Genomic DNA, 14,100 nt, shown 5'->3' with positions numbered 1-14,100 from the left:
CTGTCACCGGAGGGATCGGCGGCCCCATTGTGGAGCAGCCTCGCCACGGGCTTCCGACCGGTGTGCGAGCGGTCAGTGGCGGCGGACCGCCTCCTCGACGAGGTCGAGCACCGGGCCCAGGTCACCGGCCGGTCGGCCCATGGCCAGGTGCAGCACCAGGCCGTCGTAGGCCAGCTCCAGGAACTGGGCCAGCACATCGATCGGTACGTCCTCGCGCAGCACCCCGGCGTCGCGCTGGCGGGCCAGTCGGTCCCGGGTCGCCTCCGCGATCGCGGCGGACCGCTCCGCCCAGCGTCGGGCGAACGCCGGGTCGGTGCGCAGCCGCCGGGAGACCTCCAGTTGGCTGCCCAGCCAGCCGGTGGTGTCCGGCGAGACGGCGCGGGCGAGCAGATCGCGCATCACCTGCACCAGACCGTTGCGGGCCACCGTCTCGACCATCGCCGCGGCGTCGTCCTCGGCGACGGCGAGGAAGAGTGAGTCCTTGTCGCGGAAGTGGTGGAAGATCGCGCCACGGGACAGGCCGGTGGCCTCCTCAAGGCGGCGTACGGTCGCCCCCTCGTAGCCGAGCCGGGCGAAACACGCCCGGGCCGCGGCGAGGATCTCCTGCCGGCGAGCGTCGAGCTGGTCCTGGCTTACTCTGGGCACACGTCGATCGTTGCAGGTCAGCCCGGGGCATGCAAACCGTACGTACGGCTTGGGATGTGGCCGTTTACCATCGCCCGGTGACCCAGCCCCGCACCCTGCCCAGCTCCCCGCTGACAGTGGCCGCCATCCAGGCCACCCCCACGCCCGGAGACGTCGCCGGCAACGCGGTCATCGCCGCCGACCTGGTCCGTCGAGCCGGCGAGCGGGGTGCCCGGCTGGCCGTCCTGCCGGAGCTGTTCCTCTGCGCGTACCACCCGCCGGTCCTCGCCGCCGACCCGGCCGGCACGGACGTCGCGGCCGATCCGGCCGGGATGGTCGCGGATCCCCGGCTCGACCCGCTGCGGGCGGCGGCGCGCGAGACCGGCGTCAGCGCGCTGGTCGGCGCGGCGGTCCGGCACCCGGACGGTCGGCGGACCATCGCGGCGCTGGTGGTCGACCGGACCGGCGAGGTGCGGGTCGGGTACGACAAGCAGCAGTTGTGGGGCGACGAACGGGAGCTGTTCACTCCCGGCGAGCGGGGTGCCACGCTGCTCGTCGACGACTGGCGGATGGGGCTGGGCATCTGCTACGACGGCTGTTTCCCCGAGCACGGCCGGGCCGCAGCCCTCGACGGCGCACACGCCTACCTGTGCCCCAGCGGATACCTTGCCGGCTCCGAGCACCGCCGGGATCTGTACTACGCGGCGCGTGCCCTGGACAACACGATGTTCGTGGTCTTCGCCAACGCGGTCGGCGGTGTCGACCCGTGGCGGTTCAACGGCGGTGCGGCCGTCTACGACCCCGAGGGGCGGGTACTGGCTCGCGGGGCGGACGACGGCACCGCGGTGCTCGTGGCGACGCTGGATCCCGTCGTGCTCGCGGCCACCCGGACGGCCCACTCGATGCTCGTCGATCGGCTGACGGACCAGGGCGGCCCGCGGCTGTCGATGCCTGGCTGAGCCCTTCGTCAGGTCGATTGCCGCCGCATCTGTTGGCGGACACGTCGGTCCCGTAGGGTGCCCGAGTGCCACTGCTCCTGCTGGACCTGGACAACACCCTGCTGGATCGGGCCGGGCCGTTCCGCCGCTGGGGTGAGCGCTTCCTGGACAGCATCGGCGCGCCCTACACCGACATCGACTGGCTGATCTCGATCGACGCCGACGGTCTGACCGACCGCTGGGACCTCGCCGACGCCATCCGGGACCGTTACGAGCTGCGCATTCCCTCGATCGACCTGGTCGAGGAGCTGCACGACGGGGTGGTGGCGCAGACCCGGCTCGACCCGCTGACCGCCTGCGCGCTGCGGATCGCCGACGACGCCGGCTGGGTGCCGGTGGTGGTCTGCAACGGCACCGTGCGCGTCGAGGACGCCAAGATTCGCCAGACCGGGCTGGACCAGTACGTCGCGGACTGGGTGATCTCCGAAGAGGCCGGCGTCAGCAAACCCAACCCGAGGATCTTCGCGCTCGCCGCCCAGCGGGTCCGGATGCCGCTGCGGGGGGCCTGGGTGATCGGTGACAGCCCGGAGGCGGACATCGGCGGCGCCGCCGCCGTCGGGCTGCCCAGCGTCTGGCTGCACCGGGGGCGCACCTGGTCGGACGTCCGGTTCGCGCCGAGCCGCACGGTGGACGGGTTGATCGCCGCGGTCGCCACAGTCCTGGCCCGCTGAGGGTTTCCGCGCTGGCGATCGTGCGTCCGAGCGGCCGTTCGGGTGGCGCTCGGTAATTCGGTTGACCGGCGGACGTGGTGGTACGAGCATTGTCCGCGCATGGTGCATCCCGGGCGTGTGCCCGGTCGAGAAGAGGGGGTCGGTCATGGCCGTCTTTGCAGGTCGCTTCCAGCTGCCGATCTCAGTCTCGACCAAGGGAACTTCACCACAGTGCGCGATCATGACCTTCCGGCGCTTGAGCGCCGAAGCCGCGGCAAGAGCCGCTTCGACGACGACGAACCGCAGTTTCTGAAGCGCGGGCGGCCCACCGAGCCGCTCGCAGACCCGGACAGCGAGCCCGACCCGGACACCGGCGAACGCTGGTCGTCCTGGGACGACGCTGTGCACGGGCCACAGCCGCACCCCGCCTGGCTGGTCACCGAGTTGGCCGCGAAGGACACCGAGCTGGGTGTGCTGAAGACCGGTAAGGAGGCGGACGTCCACCTGGTCCGTCGGGCCGTGCCGGACACCGACCGGTCCTGCCTGCTCGCCGTGAAACGCTACCGCGATCCCGAGCACCGGTTGTTCCATCGGGATGCCGGCTACCTGGAGGGCCGTCGGGTGCGCCGGTCCCGGGAGAACCGGGCGATGGCCGGCCGGACGGCGTTCGGTCGGCAGATGATCGCCGGGCAGTGGGCGGCGGCCGAGTTCGCCGCGCTGAGCCGGCTCTGGGAGATCGGTGCCGGGCACGACCGGATCGCTGTGCCGTACCCGGTGCAGGTCCGGGGCACCGAGCTGATGCTGGAGTTCGTCGGTGACGCCGAGTCGGGCGAGGCGGCACCCCGGCTGGCCCAGTTGCGGCCCGGCCCGGCCGAGCTGCGTGACCTGTGGTCCCAACTGGTGGAGGCGCTACGGGTGCTGGCGCGGGCCGGCTACGCGCACGGAGACCTGTCGCCGTACAACCTGCTCGTGCACCAGGGTCGGCTGGTCGTGATCGACCTGCCGCAGGTGGTCGACGTGGTGGCGAACCCGCAGGGGCCGGAGTTCCTGGCCCGCGATGTGCGGGTGGTCGGCACCTGGTTCGCTGCCCGGGGTCTCCCCGCCGAACAGGTGGACCCCGGCATGTTGACCGGAGAGCTGCTGCACGAGGCGGGCCTGCGCTGATCGGAGCGGGTCGGGCGGCCACACCGCCCGACCCGGGACGTCGGCTATTGCAGGTAGCGCTCCACCTCGGGCTTGGGGCGTTCGCCCTGGGCGTCCGGGTCGCCGTGGGTCTCCCGGGCGGCCCGTCGGCGGCGCAGCAGGTCCCAGCACTGGTCGAGGGACTCCTCCAGGGCGCGCAGTCGCTCGCTGGTCTCGCCCTCGGTGCCCGACTCGTGGGCCTGGGCGTCGGCACGCAGCTTGTGTTCCTCGTCGACCAGCTCGGAGATCCGGTTCAGGATGGTCTTGTCGTCCATGCCACAGAGCCTGGCACAGGGTGCCGGGCATCGCCCGGATTCGGGGGTACCGGTGCGTCCCGGGTCACCGACCCGCACCGGCCGGCCCGATGCCGCCCGTCGGGTGCCGATGCCGCAGCCGGGTCGACGGCCTGCGGCCGATCCGGCCGTCGCGCTGGTTGGTCGGACCACCCGGCGGGGAGCTTCGCCTTCGCGTCCACTCAGGACGCGACAGGAACACAAACATCGATGAGTGTGCGTTCGCTTAGATGGAAATCGCGCCGTCCGCAAGTCTGGAGGTGCTCCTCGATTGGTGAGATGCTTCCGTCGGCCCAGAAGGTGAAAGTTTCATCAACCTGCCCGACCGAAGTGGATCGCTTCGGTCGCCGGGACGACGAGGAGACGTGGTTCGATGTCACAGGTGTCCGAGGCGCGCCCCGCCACCGTCAGCACCGAGCCCCGGACAATCCCGTTACGACGCGCGCTGCCGGCACTGGTCCGCGATCCGCTGGGCGCGCTCGTCGACTTCGCTCAGGACGCCGACGGTGAGGTCATCCGGCTCAACCTCGGCTCGTTCCGCCCCTATCTGGTCAGCCATCCTGAGCACCTGCAACGCGTGCTGCGGGACAACGTTGCCAACTACACCCGGGACGGCGACGGGTTGCTCTGGCGACCCGTTCGTCGGATCGTCGGTGACGCCATCCTGGTCGCCGAGGGTGAAGTGTGGGAGTCCAGCCGAGGCGCGCTGCAACCGTTGTTCACCGCGAAGCGGGCCGAGACGCTCGTCGACAAGATGGCCGAGGCGATCAACGAGGCGGTCGACGAGTGGCTCGAACCGGCCCGCACCGGTCGCCCCATCGACGGCGGCGCCGAGCTGACCCGGATCGTCCTGCGCACCACCATGCGGGTGCTCTTCGCCGACCGGATCTCGGTCCCCGACGCGCTGCGGATCAGCGCCGCGTTGGACACCGTCACCACCGCGATGCTCCCCCGACTGCTGATGCCCGCCGTGCCGTACGCGGTGCCGATGCCCGGCGACCGGCCCTTCCGCGAGGCGGTGCGCACCATCGACGAGGTGGTGCTGCCGATCATCCGGGAGGCCCGGGCCCGTCCCACCGACGGCGACGACATCATCTCCACCCTCTGCCGGCCGCGCGCCGACGGCAGCGAACCCGACGAGTACGCGATCCGCGGCGACGTCGTCGCGATGTTCTCCACCGCCACCGAGACCACCATCGCCCTGCTCTCCTGGCTCTGGCCGGTGCTGGCGTCCCGCCCCGACGTGGCCGAGCGGATGACCGACGAGATCGAGCAGGTGGTCGGCGCCGAACGGGTCGGCCGTGAGCACCTGCCCCAGCTGCGCTACGGCCGGATGGTGCTCGACGAGATGCTGCGGCTCTACCCGGCCGGCTGGATGATCCCGCGCACCGCTGTCGGCGACGACGTGCTGGGCGGGGTGCGGATCAAGGCCGGCGGCACCGTGCTGGTCAGCCCGTACGTGACCCAGCGGATGTCGACGTTCTGGGACGACCCGACGCTCTTCGACCCGGAGCGGTTCGCGCCGGAGCTGCCCCGGCGGCGCTACCGCTACTCCTACTTCCCGTTCGGCGGAGGCCCGCACCAGTGCCTCGGGCAGTACCTGTTCCTGCTGGAGGCCCAGCTCATCGTCAGCACCGTGCTGAGCCGCTACCGCTTCCGGCTGCGCGAACCGGTGGACCTCACTCCGCGGATGGGCGCCTCGCTGCAACCCAAGCAGCGCGCCCAGGTCATCCTCAGCCCGGTCGAGCGCCCGGCCGCATCGTGACGGCGACCCCGCGACCGGCGCGGGCCGGTCAGGACGCGGTCGCCGAGCAGGGCCGGGTGTGCGCACTCGCCGTGCGGGGCGTACGCGACCTGCAGGATGTCACCGCCGCGCACCCGGAGCTGTTCGACGCCGCGCCGTTCGACCCGGCGCTGCTCAGCTCGGTGGCCACCGCCATCGCCTTCACCGCGCCGTGGCACACCGCCGCGGAGCTGCGGATCACCACCCGTACCCTGCTCTGGGTCTTCGCCGCCGACTGGCAGGTCGATTACCTCGCGCGGTCCGTCGACGACGTCCGGACGGTGGTCACCGACTGCCTTGCGGTGGCCGACGGCGCGGTGCCCCCACCGGGGCGCCACCTCGCCCGGCTGCTGGCCGACCTGCGCGACGAGCTGGCCACCGTGCCGGCGTTCGCCCGGCTGCGCCCGATCTGGCGCGACGAGCTGGCGCGGATGTTCGCCGCCGTGGCGCGGGAGTGGGACTGGAAGAACCTGCCGACCGACCCGACCACCGGGCGGCGCCTGCCGGACCTGGACCGCTACCTGGACAACGCGGACAACCTCGCCTGCTCATTCGTCAACGTCACCCACTGGATCGCCACTGGCGACGAGAAGACCCTCGCCCAGTTGACCGACCTGCTGGACGCCGGACGCGGCGTGCAGCGGGTGCTGCGGCTGGTCAACGACCTCGCCACCCAGGGGCGCGACGCCGAGTGGGGTGATCTGAACGCCCTGTCGCTGGTCGACGACCCGGCGCAGGTGCACGACCGGCTGGCCGAGCTGACCGCCCGGTCCCGGGGGGACCTGGCCGCCCTCGCCGAGCGCTGCCCCCGCCAGGCGGAGTACCTCAACCGGCAGATCTCGTTCACCGGCGGCTTCTACCAACTGTCGGACTTCTGGGGGGAGCGCGATGAGTGACGGCGGCACCCGGGTGTTCGCCGACGCGGAGACCGCCGCCGACCCGGTCGCGGACGCCGCCCGCGAGTTGATCGCCGGCCTGGCGCTGCGGCCGTGGGGGCAGGTCGCCCCCTCGGTGTACGAAAGCGGCCGGCTCGTCGCCGGTGCGGCCTGGCTGCCGGGACACCACCAGCGGATCGGGTTCCTGCTACACGAGCAGCGCCCGGACGGCGCGTGGGGCCCACCCGAGGGGTACGCCCTGGTGCCCACGCTCAGCGCCACCGACGCTCTGCTTGCGGCGCTTGCCGACGGGTGGGCCGGTGCGGACCTGCTCGCTCCGGTGGCACGCGGACTGGACGCGCTCACCGGCCGGCTGCTCGCCACGCACGCGCGGGCGTTGCCGGACACCCCGGCGCTGGACCTCATCGTCCCCGCGCTGGTCGAGTCGATCAACGGCCGGTTGACACTGTTGGACCGGGCGACCGCCGAGCGGCTGCCGCGCCCGCCGCTGGCGCTGCCCGCCGGGCTCGGGTCCGACCGGCTGCGCGCGGTACGCGCCGCGGTTGCCGCCGGGGCGGCGCTGCCGACGAAGCTGGCCCACTTCTACGAGGTGCTGGACGCGACACCGGTCGACGCCGGACCGACAGTGACCGCCGTCGGCGCGTCGCCCGCAGCGACAGCGGCCTGGCTGACCACCGCCGGCCCGGACGTCAGTCCCACCGCGCACGCCTTCCTGCGGGAATTGATCCGCGAGGCTGGCGGGCCGGTGCCCTGCCCGACCCCGATCACCGTGTTCGAGCGCGCCTGGGTGCTCAGCGGGCTGCGCCGCGCCGGTGTCCTGGTCAATCCGCCCGAGACCGTGCTGCGCACCCTGGCCGCCGCCACCGGCGCCGAGGGCGTCGCCACCGGCGAGGGACTGCCGACCGACGCCGACACCACATCGGTCACCCTGGACGCGCTGGCCCGGCTCGGCCGCCGCGCCGACCCGGCCGGCCTGTGGGCGTACGAGACGGCGGACGGGTTCTGCACCTGGCCGGGGAGCGAGGACGGCTTCTCGGTCACCACCAACGCGCACGTGCTGGACGCGTTCGGTCAGCACGTGGCCGCACACCCCGACGCGGACGCCCGGTACCACCGGACGGTCGATCGGCTCAGCGCCGTGCTGCCGGCACACCAGCTCGCCGACGGTGCCTGGCAGGACCGGTGGCACGCGTCGCCGTACTACGCCACCGCCTGCTGCGTGCTGGCGCTTGCCGAGTTCGGGCGGGGTGCGGCCGCCGCCGAGGCGGTGGACCGGGCGGCCGGCTGGGTGCTGAACAGCCAGCGCGCGGACGGCTCGTGGGGGCGGTGGGACGGCACCGCCGAGGAGACCGCGCACGCCCTCCAGGTGCTGCTGGCGGTGCCGACGACGGTGCCCCGGGTCGACGACGCTGTGGTCCGTGGGCACGCCTACCTGCACGATTCCGCCAACCGGAAGCACCGTCCACTGTGGTACGGCAAGGAGCTGTACTGTCCGACAGTCATCGTTCGCGCCGCGGTGCTGGCCGCCTGCCGTCTCGCCGGCCTCCGGAGCACCGGGGTGGACCGATCGGTGGTGGATTGCGGTTACCAGTCAACAAAAACAACAACTTGAGGGGTTGTGTGGACACTGCTAGCGTACGCAGAGCCTCAGCCCCGGATGCCCCGCTGCGGTGGGACGTCGCCCCCTCTGATCACCCGTTGATGAGCTGAGTCAACGCCCGGCCTGGGACGGTTCAATGCGTTCTCGCGGTACGAGTATCCGCACCAAGGTTGTTGCCCTGCTGCTCTCCCTGGTCGCCCTCTGGATGTTCGCGGCCTGGGTGACCCTGCGGGACGGCTTCAACCTGCTCGGTGTCCAGTTGCTCAACAGCACGGTCTACACGCCGAGTGAGCCGTTGTTGCAGGAGCTCCAGGTGGAGCGGCGGTTGACCCAGGCGTACCTGAGCAACCCCGACGCGGCGCAGCGGACGGCTCTTGAGGCCGAGCAGCGCAAGGCCGCGGAGCTGGCCGCCGACTTCGCCGACTCGGTGCGCAACTGGCAGGTCGACATCGCCGGCAACTCCGCGTTGGACACCCAGCTCGGCTCGACGATCGCTCAGATCAACGCGCTGGAGCAGACCCGCTCGGAGGTGCTGGCCCGCAAGATCGACCGGATCGCCGCCGCCGAGGCGTACACCGGCGCGATCGAGTCGATCTTTCAGATCTACGACGTGACGGGCAGTCTGGACGACAAGCAGATCGCCGGTGAGGCTGCGGCACTGATCCAGCTCAACCGGACGAAGGAGCTGATCTCCCAGGAGGACGCGCTGCTCAGCGGCCTCTTCGGCAACGGCCGGATGAGCGGCGCCGAGTACGCCCGCTACGTCGCGCTGGTCGGCTCGGAGCGGTTCCTCGGTGAGGAGACCCGGGTTCGGCTTGCCGACGCCGACCAGCGCCGCTACCAGCAGCTCGTCGAAGGTGAGGCGTTCACCCGACTGCGCGCCGTGCAGGACAGCATCATCCGTGAGGGCCGGCCCTCGACCCAGCTGCCGATCGGCGCCGAGCAGTGGCGCGGCACGGTCGAGCCGGCGCTGGCCGAGGTGAACGACGCCGTGACCGCCGGCGGTGAGGGCATCGTGGATCGCGCCACCGGCGTGGCCGTGATGGTCGTCGTCCGACTGGTGCTCGCCACCGGTCTGGGCCTGCTCGCCGTCATCGCCTCCGTCGTCGTGTCGATCACCACCGCGCGGAACCTGCTGCGCCAGCTGGACCGGCTGCGGGAGGCCGCCTGGCAGCTCGCCGACGAGCGGCTGCCCCGGGTGGTGGAACGGCTCGGGCGCGGCGAGGAGGTCGACGTGGCCACCGAAGCGCCCCCGCTGGAGTTCGGCACCGACGAGATCGGCCAGGTCGGCAAGGCGTTCAACGCGGTCCAGGAGACCGCCCTGCGCACCGCCGTCGAGCAGGCCGACCTGCGTCGCAACGTCCGCGAGGTCTTCCTGAGCCTGGCCCGACGCACGCAGGCGCTCGTCCACCGCCAGCTCACCCTGCTCGACGCGATGGAGCGGCGCGAGCACGACGCGGAGGAGTTGGAGGACCTGTTCCGGGTCGACCACCTGGCCACCCGGATGCGGCGCAACGCGGAAAACCTGATCGTGCTCTCCGGCTCCACCCCCGGTCGGGCCTGGCGGCGCAACGTCCCCATGGTCGACGTGGTGCGCGGCGCCGTGGCCGAGGTGGAGGACTACACGCGGGTCAACGTGCTGCCGCTCGGGCCGGTCTCGCTCGCCGGCCGCGCGGTCGGCGACGTCATCCACCTGCTCGCCGAGCTGATCGAGAACGGCCTGTCGTTCTCCCCACCACACACGACCGTCGAGGTCCGCGGCCAACTGGTCTCCAACGGGTTCGCCATCGAGATCGAGGACCGGGGCCTCGGCATGAGCGAGGAGGACCTGGCCGCGGCGAACCACCGGATCGTCGACCAGTCCGAGCTGAACCTCGCCAACGCCGCCCGACTCGGGCTCTACGTGGTGAGCCGGCTGACCGAACGGCACGGCGTGCGGGTTCGGCTCAAGGAGTCCGCGTACGGCGGCACCACGGCTGTCGTGCTGATCCCGTTGGAGCTGGTCACCGAGGCCGACACCTCCCCGGAGGACTCCGGCTCGTTCCGGACCGGCTCGGCCATCCCGATGCCGTCGGCGCCCGCCACTGACAGCGGCCGTCCGGCGTCCCTCGCGCCGGTCGCGCTCGCCGCACCGACGGCCACCGCGTTGGAGGTGGCGGTGACCTCGGCGGCGCCGATGCCGGCCGACACCACCGCGCCGACGACGGACGAGGAGGCCGAGGCGGACACCGTTCTCCCCACCCGACAGCGGACCACCCCGGCAACCGGCACCCCCGACCTGCCCACCCGCGCCCGGCGCGGGCCGGCGCAGCCAGCCCTGGAAGCCCCGACCGTGCCCACCGGCCTGCCCGCCGTCGACCGCAGCCGCACGGAGACCCCCGACGGAGAGCCGGCCCCGGCCGGCGACGGTGGCCCGATGCCGGCACGGGCCGAGGCGGAGCGGACCGACTCCGGTCTGCCCGTCCGGGTCCGACAGGCGAACATCGTTCCCGAGTTGCGAGACGACCCGGCGGTATCCGAAACCGACGACGAGGATGTGGTGCGCCCACCGGAGCAGGTTCGCCGGATGATGAGTTCCTACCAGACCGGCACCCGGCGTGGGCGGACCGACGCGGCTCGGCTGCTCGGCGGCGCCTCCGGCGCCCCGGCGGCGACGCCGTCCGAGCCGACCGACGAGGATCCACAAGCGACCTGACCGAGCACCGACGACGCGGGTTTCCGCGCGGTGTGACGGTCGAGCCCCAGACGAACAACGGCGCACAGCCGGGCGAGAAGAGGACGACGAAGTGACCCAGAAGACGGCTTCGAGCGCCGACCTGACGTGGTTGCTGGATGACCTGGTGGGCCGGGTGAAGCAGGCCGAGCACGCGGTCGCGCTCTCCACCGACGGCCTCTTGATGGCCTCCTCCCAGGGGTTGAGCCGGGACGACGGCGAGCACCTCGCAGCGATGGCGGCCGGCATCCAGAGCCTCGCCCGAGGCGCCGGTAAGCGTTTCGGTGGTGGGCAGGTGCAGCAGACCATCATCGAGATGCAGTCGTCGTTCCTGTTCGTCACGGCGGCCGGCCGCAACGCCTGCCTGGCGGTACTGGCCAGCGAGGACGCCGACGTCGGCCTGATCGCCTACGAGATGGCGATGCTGGTCACCCGTGTCGGCAAGTACGTCGCATCGCCCTCGCGCGGCGCTGATCAGCAGGTCGGCGAGAGGTAGCGGCGATGACGGTCCAGGGGGAGTCCGCAGACCATCAGTGGGTGGATGACCACGCGGGTCCGGTGGTGCGTCCGTATGCGGTGACGCGTGGTCGGGCCCGCCCGGTCACCGGCACATTCGACCTGATCTCCCTGGTCACGGCCACCCGAGCCGAGGTCACGCCCGAGGTCGGTCTCGGTCCCGAGCATTTGGCGATCGTCGGGCTGTGCCAACGCATACAGTCCGTCGCCGAGATCGCCGCCCATCTCGACCTGCCGGTGGGCACCATCCGGGTGCTCCTCGGTGATCTGGCGGCCCGCAGCCTGGTGCAGGTCCGCGAGCCGCAGACCACGGCCGGTCTTCCCGACAACAGCATCTTCGAGGCGGTAATCAATGGACTACGGGCACTCTGACCGGCCGGCGGGAGCGACGCCACTGCCCACCGCGATCAAGATCCTGGTCGCGGGCGGCTTCGGCGTGGGCAAGACGACGATGGTTGGCGCGGTCAGCGAAACCCGGCCGTTGCGCACCGAAGAGGTGCTGACGGAGTCGGGCGTCGGCATCGACGACCTGTCCGGGGTGGAGGGCAAGACCACCACCACGGTGGCCATGGACTTCGGCCGGATCACCATCAGCGACGACCTGGTGCTGTACCTGTTCGGTACGCCGGGGCAGGACCGGTTCTGGTTCGTCTGGGACGAGCTGGCGTTGGGCGCGATCGGCGCTGTGGTGCTGGCCGACACCCGTCGGCTCGCCGACTGCTTCCCCTCGATCGACTACTTCGAGGGTCGGGGCACGCCCTTCGTGGTGGCGGTGAACTGCTTCCAGGGCGCTCGGTCGTACCGCCTGGACGAGGTGCAGGCCGCGCTGAACCTGGACCCGGGTGTGCCGGTGCTGCTCTGCGACGCCCGGCAGCGTGAGTCCAGCAAGGAGGTGCTCGTCACGCTGATGGAGCACGCCATGAAGACCCGCGAGGCCCGCCGCCGCGCCGCCAGCGGAGACTGACCGAAGTTTTTCGGGGGAGGATGTCCGGAACGCTGTCGGCCGATCGTCATGCTGGTGATACCCCGAGAGACCAGGGAGCGACCAGATGAAGTACATGATGTTCGTGTGCAACGACGCTGAGCCGGACACCGACCCCACCGAGCTGCCCGACATCCACAAGTGGGTGGCGGAGAACGACTCGCGTGGCCGCCGCCTGACCGGCGACGCGCTGGCGCCGACCAGCGCGGCCACCACCGTTCGTGTTCGCGACGGTGAACTGCTCGTCTCCGAGGGCCCGTTCGCGGAGACCGCCGAGGTGATCGTGGGCTTCGACCTGCTCGACTGCGCCGACCTGGACGAGGCGATCGAGGTGGCCCGCACCCACCCGATGGCCCGCGAGGGGCGACTGGAACTGCGTCCGTTCGCGGCCCTGTCCGACTGACCGAGTTGTCGACGTCGCAGCGCCGGCCGGTGCGCACTCCGGCACCGGCCGGCGCGGTGGCGGCGGAGGCCGTCGCGGTCGCCAGCGTCGAGGCGTACCCCCGGATCGTCGCGACACTGATCCGGGTGACCGGGGACTGGGCGTTGGCCGAGGACTGCGCCCAGGAGTCGTTGACCGTCGCGTTGGAGCGTTGGCCCACCGACGGTGTGCCGGCAAACCCGGGCGGCTGGCTCATGACGGTGGCGCGCAACCGGGCGATCGACGTGCTGCGCCGGGCCACTGTGGAGCGGCGAAAGCTGCACGACCTGGCGTTGCTCACGCCGGACGAGGCGCATCCCGAGCCCGAGGTGGGGCAGGACGTGGTGGACGACCGGCTGCGTCTCATCTTCACCTGCTGCCATCCGGCGCTGGCGATCGAAGCCCGGGTGGCGTTGACGTTGCGAACGGTCTGCGGCGTGCCGACCTCCGACATCGCGCGCCTGCTGCTGGTCAGCGAGTCGACGATGACCCGCCGGTTGACCCGGGCGCGCACCCGCATCGCCCAGGCCGGCATCCCGTACCGGGTGCCGAGCGGGCCGGCGCTGACCGAGCGGCTGCCCGGCGTCCTCGCCGTGCTGTACCTGCTGTTCACCCGGGGTTACGTCGCCGACGGCGAACCGGCGTTCGCCGACGAGGCGGTCCGGCTGGCCCGGCTGCTCGGCCGGCTGATGCCCGACCAGTCCGAAGTCGCCGCGTTGCTCGCACTGGTGCTGTTCCAACACTCCCGTCGGGACGCCCGCCGTGACGCTGCCGGCAACCTGCTCACCCTGGAGCGGCAGGACCGCGACAGGTGGGACCGCGCCGCCATCGCCGAGGCCCTGGTCGCCCTCGATCGGGTACGCCACGACGGGCCGTACGCGTGGCAGGCCCGGATCGCCGCCTGCCACGCCACCGCCGCCTCGGCCGACGAGACCGACTGGCCGACGATCGCGCGGGCCTACGACGCGCTCGCCGACCTCCGCCCCTCACCGGTGATCGCGCTCAACCGTGCTGTCGCGCACGGGTACGCGTACGGGCCGGACGCCGGGTTGGTGGTGCTCGACGCGGCGCGCGCCGACGGCGGGCTGGACGGCCATCCGCTGGCCGTGGCGGTGCAGGCCGATCTGGTGGCCCGGCAGGGCGACCGGCTGCGCGCGGCAGGACTGTTCCGGGAGGCGGCGGCAGCGGTGGGCTCAACCGCCGAGCGCCGTGCGCTGCTCGACCGGGCCGACGAGCTCGCACCCTAGACGCTCGGGTTGGCTCTCGTGCGTCATGGTCCGGCCGTGCCGGCGACGCCGGTCGGCCAGGAAAGAGCGGGCAGGGTGAATCTTGGATAGTTTCCGTTACCAGGGCGGGCTCAACCGGTGGTTGCAACACCGAGAAGTTGGGTCATCTTCTCACCTGGGGTTGCCCAGCCCAGGGTCATGCGGGGGCGGTCGTTG

General features: G+C 72.0%; 14 protein-coding genes. 12 read left to right on the top strand and 2 right to left on the bottom strand.

Features of this window, described 5'->3' with window-relative positions; genetic code table 11:
* Positions 1 to 72: 72 nt before the first annotated feature.
* A complete protein-coding gene (locus AB0K35_RS34035) occupies positions 73 to 645 on the bottom strand; it encodes a TetR/AcrR family transcriptional regulator (protein ID WP_091403732.1) in 573 nt (190 codons plus the stop codon).
* A gap of 77 nt (positions 646 to 722) precedes the next feature.
* Here AB0K35_RS34035 and AB0K35_RS34030 point away from each other — a divergent pair, with 77 nt between their 5' ends.
* The 3 genes from AB0K35_RS34030 (at position 723) to AB0K35_RS34020 (ending at position 3,436) form a co-directional block, all read left to right on the top strand.
* Positions 723 to 1,583: a carbon-nitrogen hydrolase family protein gene (locus AB0K35_RS34030; RefSeq protein ID WP_238671547.1), complete on the top strand. Its 861-nt coding sequence runs from the start codon at positions 723 to 725 to the stop codon at positions 1,581 to 1,583.
* A gap of 65 nt (positions 1,584 to 1,648) precedes the next feature.
* Positions 1,649 to 2,293, top strand: coding sequence for an HAD family hydrolase (locus tag AB0K35_RS34025; RefSeq protein ID WP_238671546.1), 645 nt, complete (start codon positions 1,649 to 1,651; stop codon positions 2,291 to 2,293).
* Between the two features lie 210 nt (positions 2,294 to 2,503).
* Positions 2,504 to 3,436, top strand: a complete 933-nt coding sequence (locus AB0K35_RS34020; protein WP_238671545.1) for an RIO1 family regulatory kinase/ATPase — start codon at positions 2,504 to 2,506, stop codon at positions 3,434 to 3,436.
* A 44-nt stretch (positions 3,437 to 3,480) separates the two neighbouring features.
* On the opposite strand, the gene AB0K35_RS34015 is transcribed toward AB0K35_RS34020, so the two are convergent.
* On the bottom strand, positions 3,481 to 3,729 hold the full coding sequence (locus AB0K35_RS34015; protein WP_238682660.1) for a DUF2630 family protein: 249 nt from the start codon (positions 3,727 to 3,729) through the stop codon (positions 3,481 to 3,483).
* 445 nt (positions 3,730 to 4,174) lie between these two features.
* Between AB0K35_RS34015 and AB0K35_RS34010 the strand changes: the two genes are divergently transcribed.
* The 9 genes from AB0K35_RS34010 (at position 4,175) to AB0K35_RS33970 (ending at position 13,905) form a co-directional block, all read left to right on the top strand.
* Positions 4,175 to 5,512, top strand: a complete 1,338-nt coding sequence (locus AB0K35_RS34010) for a cytochrome P450 (RefSeq protein WP_238671560.1) — start codon at positions 4,175 to 4,177, stop codon at positions 5,510 to 5,512.
* Complete coding sequence (locus AB0K35_RS34005; RefSeq protein ID WP_238671544.1) at positions 5,509 to 6,426, top strand: terpene synthase family protein; 918 nt, start codon at positions 5,509 to 5,511, stop codon at positions 6,424 to 6,426. Before AB0K35_RS34010 ends, AB0K35_RS34005 begins: the two co-directional genes overlap by 4 nt.
* Positions 6,419 to 8,038 (top strand): prenyltransferase/squalene oxidase repeat-containing protein, encoded by a 1,620-nt coding sequence (locus AB0K35_RS34000; protein WP_363890714.1) that lies wholly within the window; start codon positions 6,419 to 6,421, stop codon positions 8,036 to 8,038. The genes AB0K35_RS34005 and AB0K35_RS34000 overlap by 8 nt, the downstream gene beginning before the upstream one ends.
* Before the next feature lie 124 nt (positions 8,039 to 8,162).
* Entirely contained in the window at positions 8,163 to 10,721 is a 2,559-nt protein-coding gene (locus AB0K35_RS33995) for a nitrate- and nitrite sensing domain-containing protein (protein ID WP_363890711.1), read from the top strand.
* Between the two features lie 91 nt (positions 10,722 to 10,812).
* Positions 10,813 to 11,235 carry a roadblock/LC7 domain-containing protein gene (locus tag AB0K35_RS33990; protein ID WP_238671541.1) on the top strand — a complete coding sequence of 141 codons (423 nt, stop codon included), beginning with the start codon at positions 10,813 to 10,815 and terminating at the stop codon, positions 11,233 to 11,235.
* Between the two features lie 5 nt (positions 11,236 to 11,240).
* Entirely contained in the window at positions 11,241 to 11,627 is a 387-nt protein-coding gene (locus tag AB0K35_RS33985; protein ID WP_030337267.1) for a DUF742 domain-containing protein, read from the top strand.
* Complete coding sequence (locus tag AB0K35_RS33980) at positions 11,608 to 12,219, top strand: ATP/GTP-binding protein (protein ID WP_238671540.1); 612 nt, start codon at positions 11,608 to 11,610, stop codon at positions 12,217 to 12,219. Before AB0K35_RS33985 ends, AB0K35_RS33980 begins: the two co-directional genes overlap by 20 nt.
* Positions 12,220 to 12,313: 94 nt before the next feature.
* Complete coding sequence (locus AB0K35_RS33975; RefSeq protein ID WP_238671559.1) at positions 12,314 to 12,640, top strand: YciI family protein; 327 nt, start codon at positions 12,314 to 12,316, stop codon at positions 12,638 to 12,640.
* Between the two features lie 29 nt (positions 12,641 to 12,669).
* Positions 12,670 to 13,905 carry a sigma-70 family RNA polymerase sigma factor gene (locus tag AB0K35_RS33970; protein WP_363890708.1) on the top strand — a complete coding sequence of 412 codons (1,236 nt, stop codon included), beginning with the start codon at positions 12,670 to 12,672 and terminating at the stop codon, positions 13,903 to 13,905.
* Positions 13,906 to 14,100 lie beyond the last annotated feature (195 nt).

This window comes from Micromonospora sp. NPDC053740 (assembly GCF_040677775.1).
Lineage (GTDB): Bacteria > Actinomycetota > Actinomycetes > Mycobacteriales > Micromonosporaceae > Micromonospora > Micromonospora alfalfae.
This window is presented reverse-complemented; position numbering and strand designations above follow the sequence as displayed.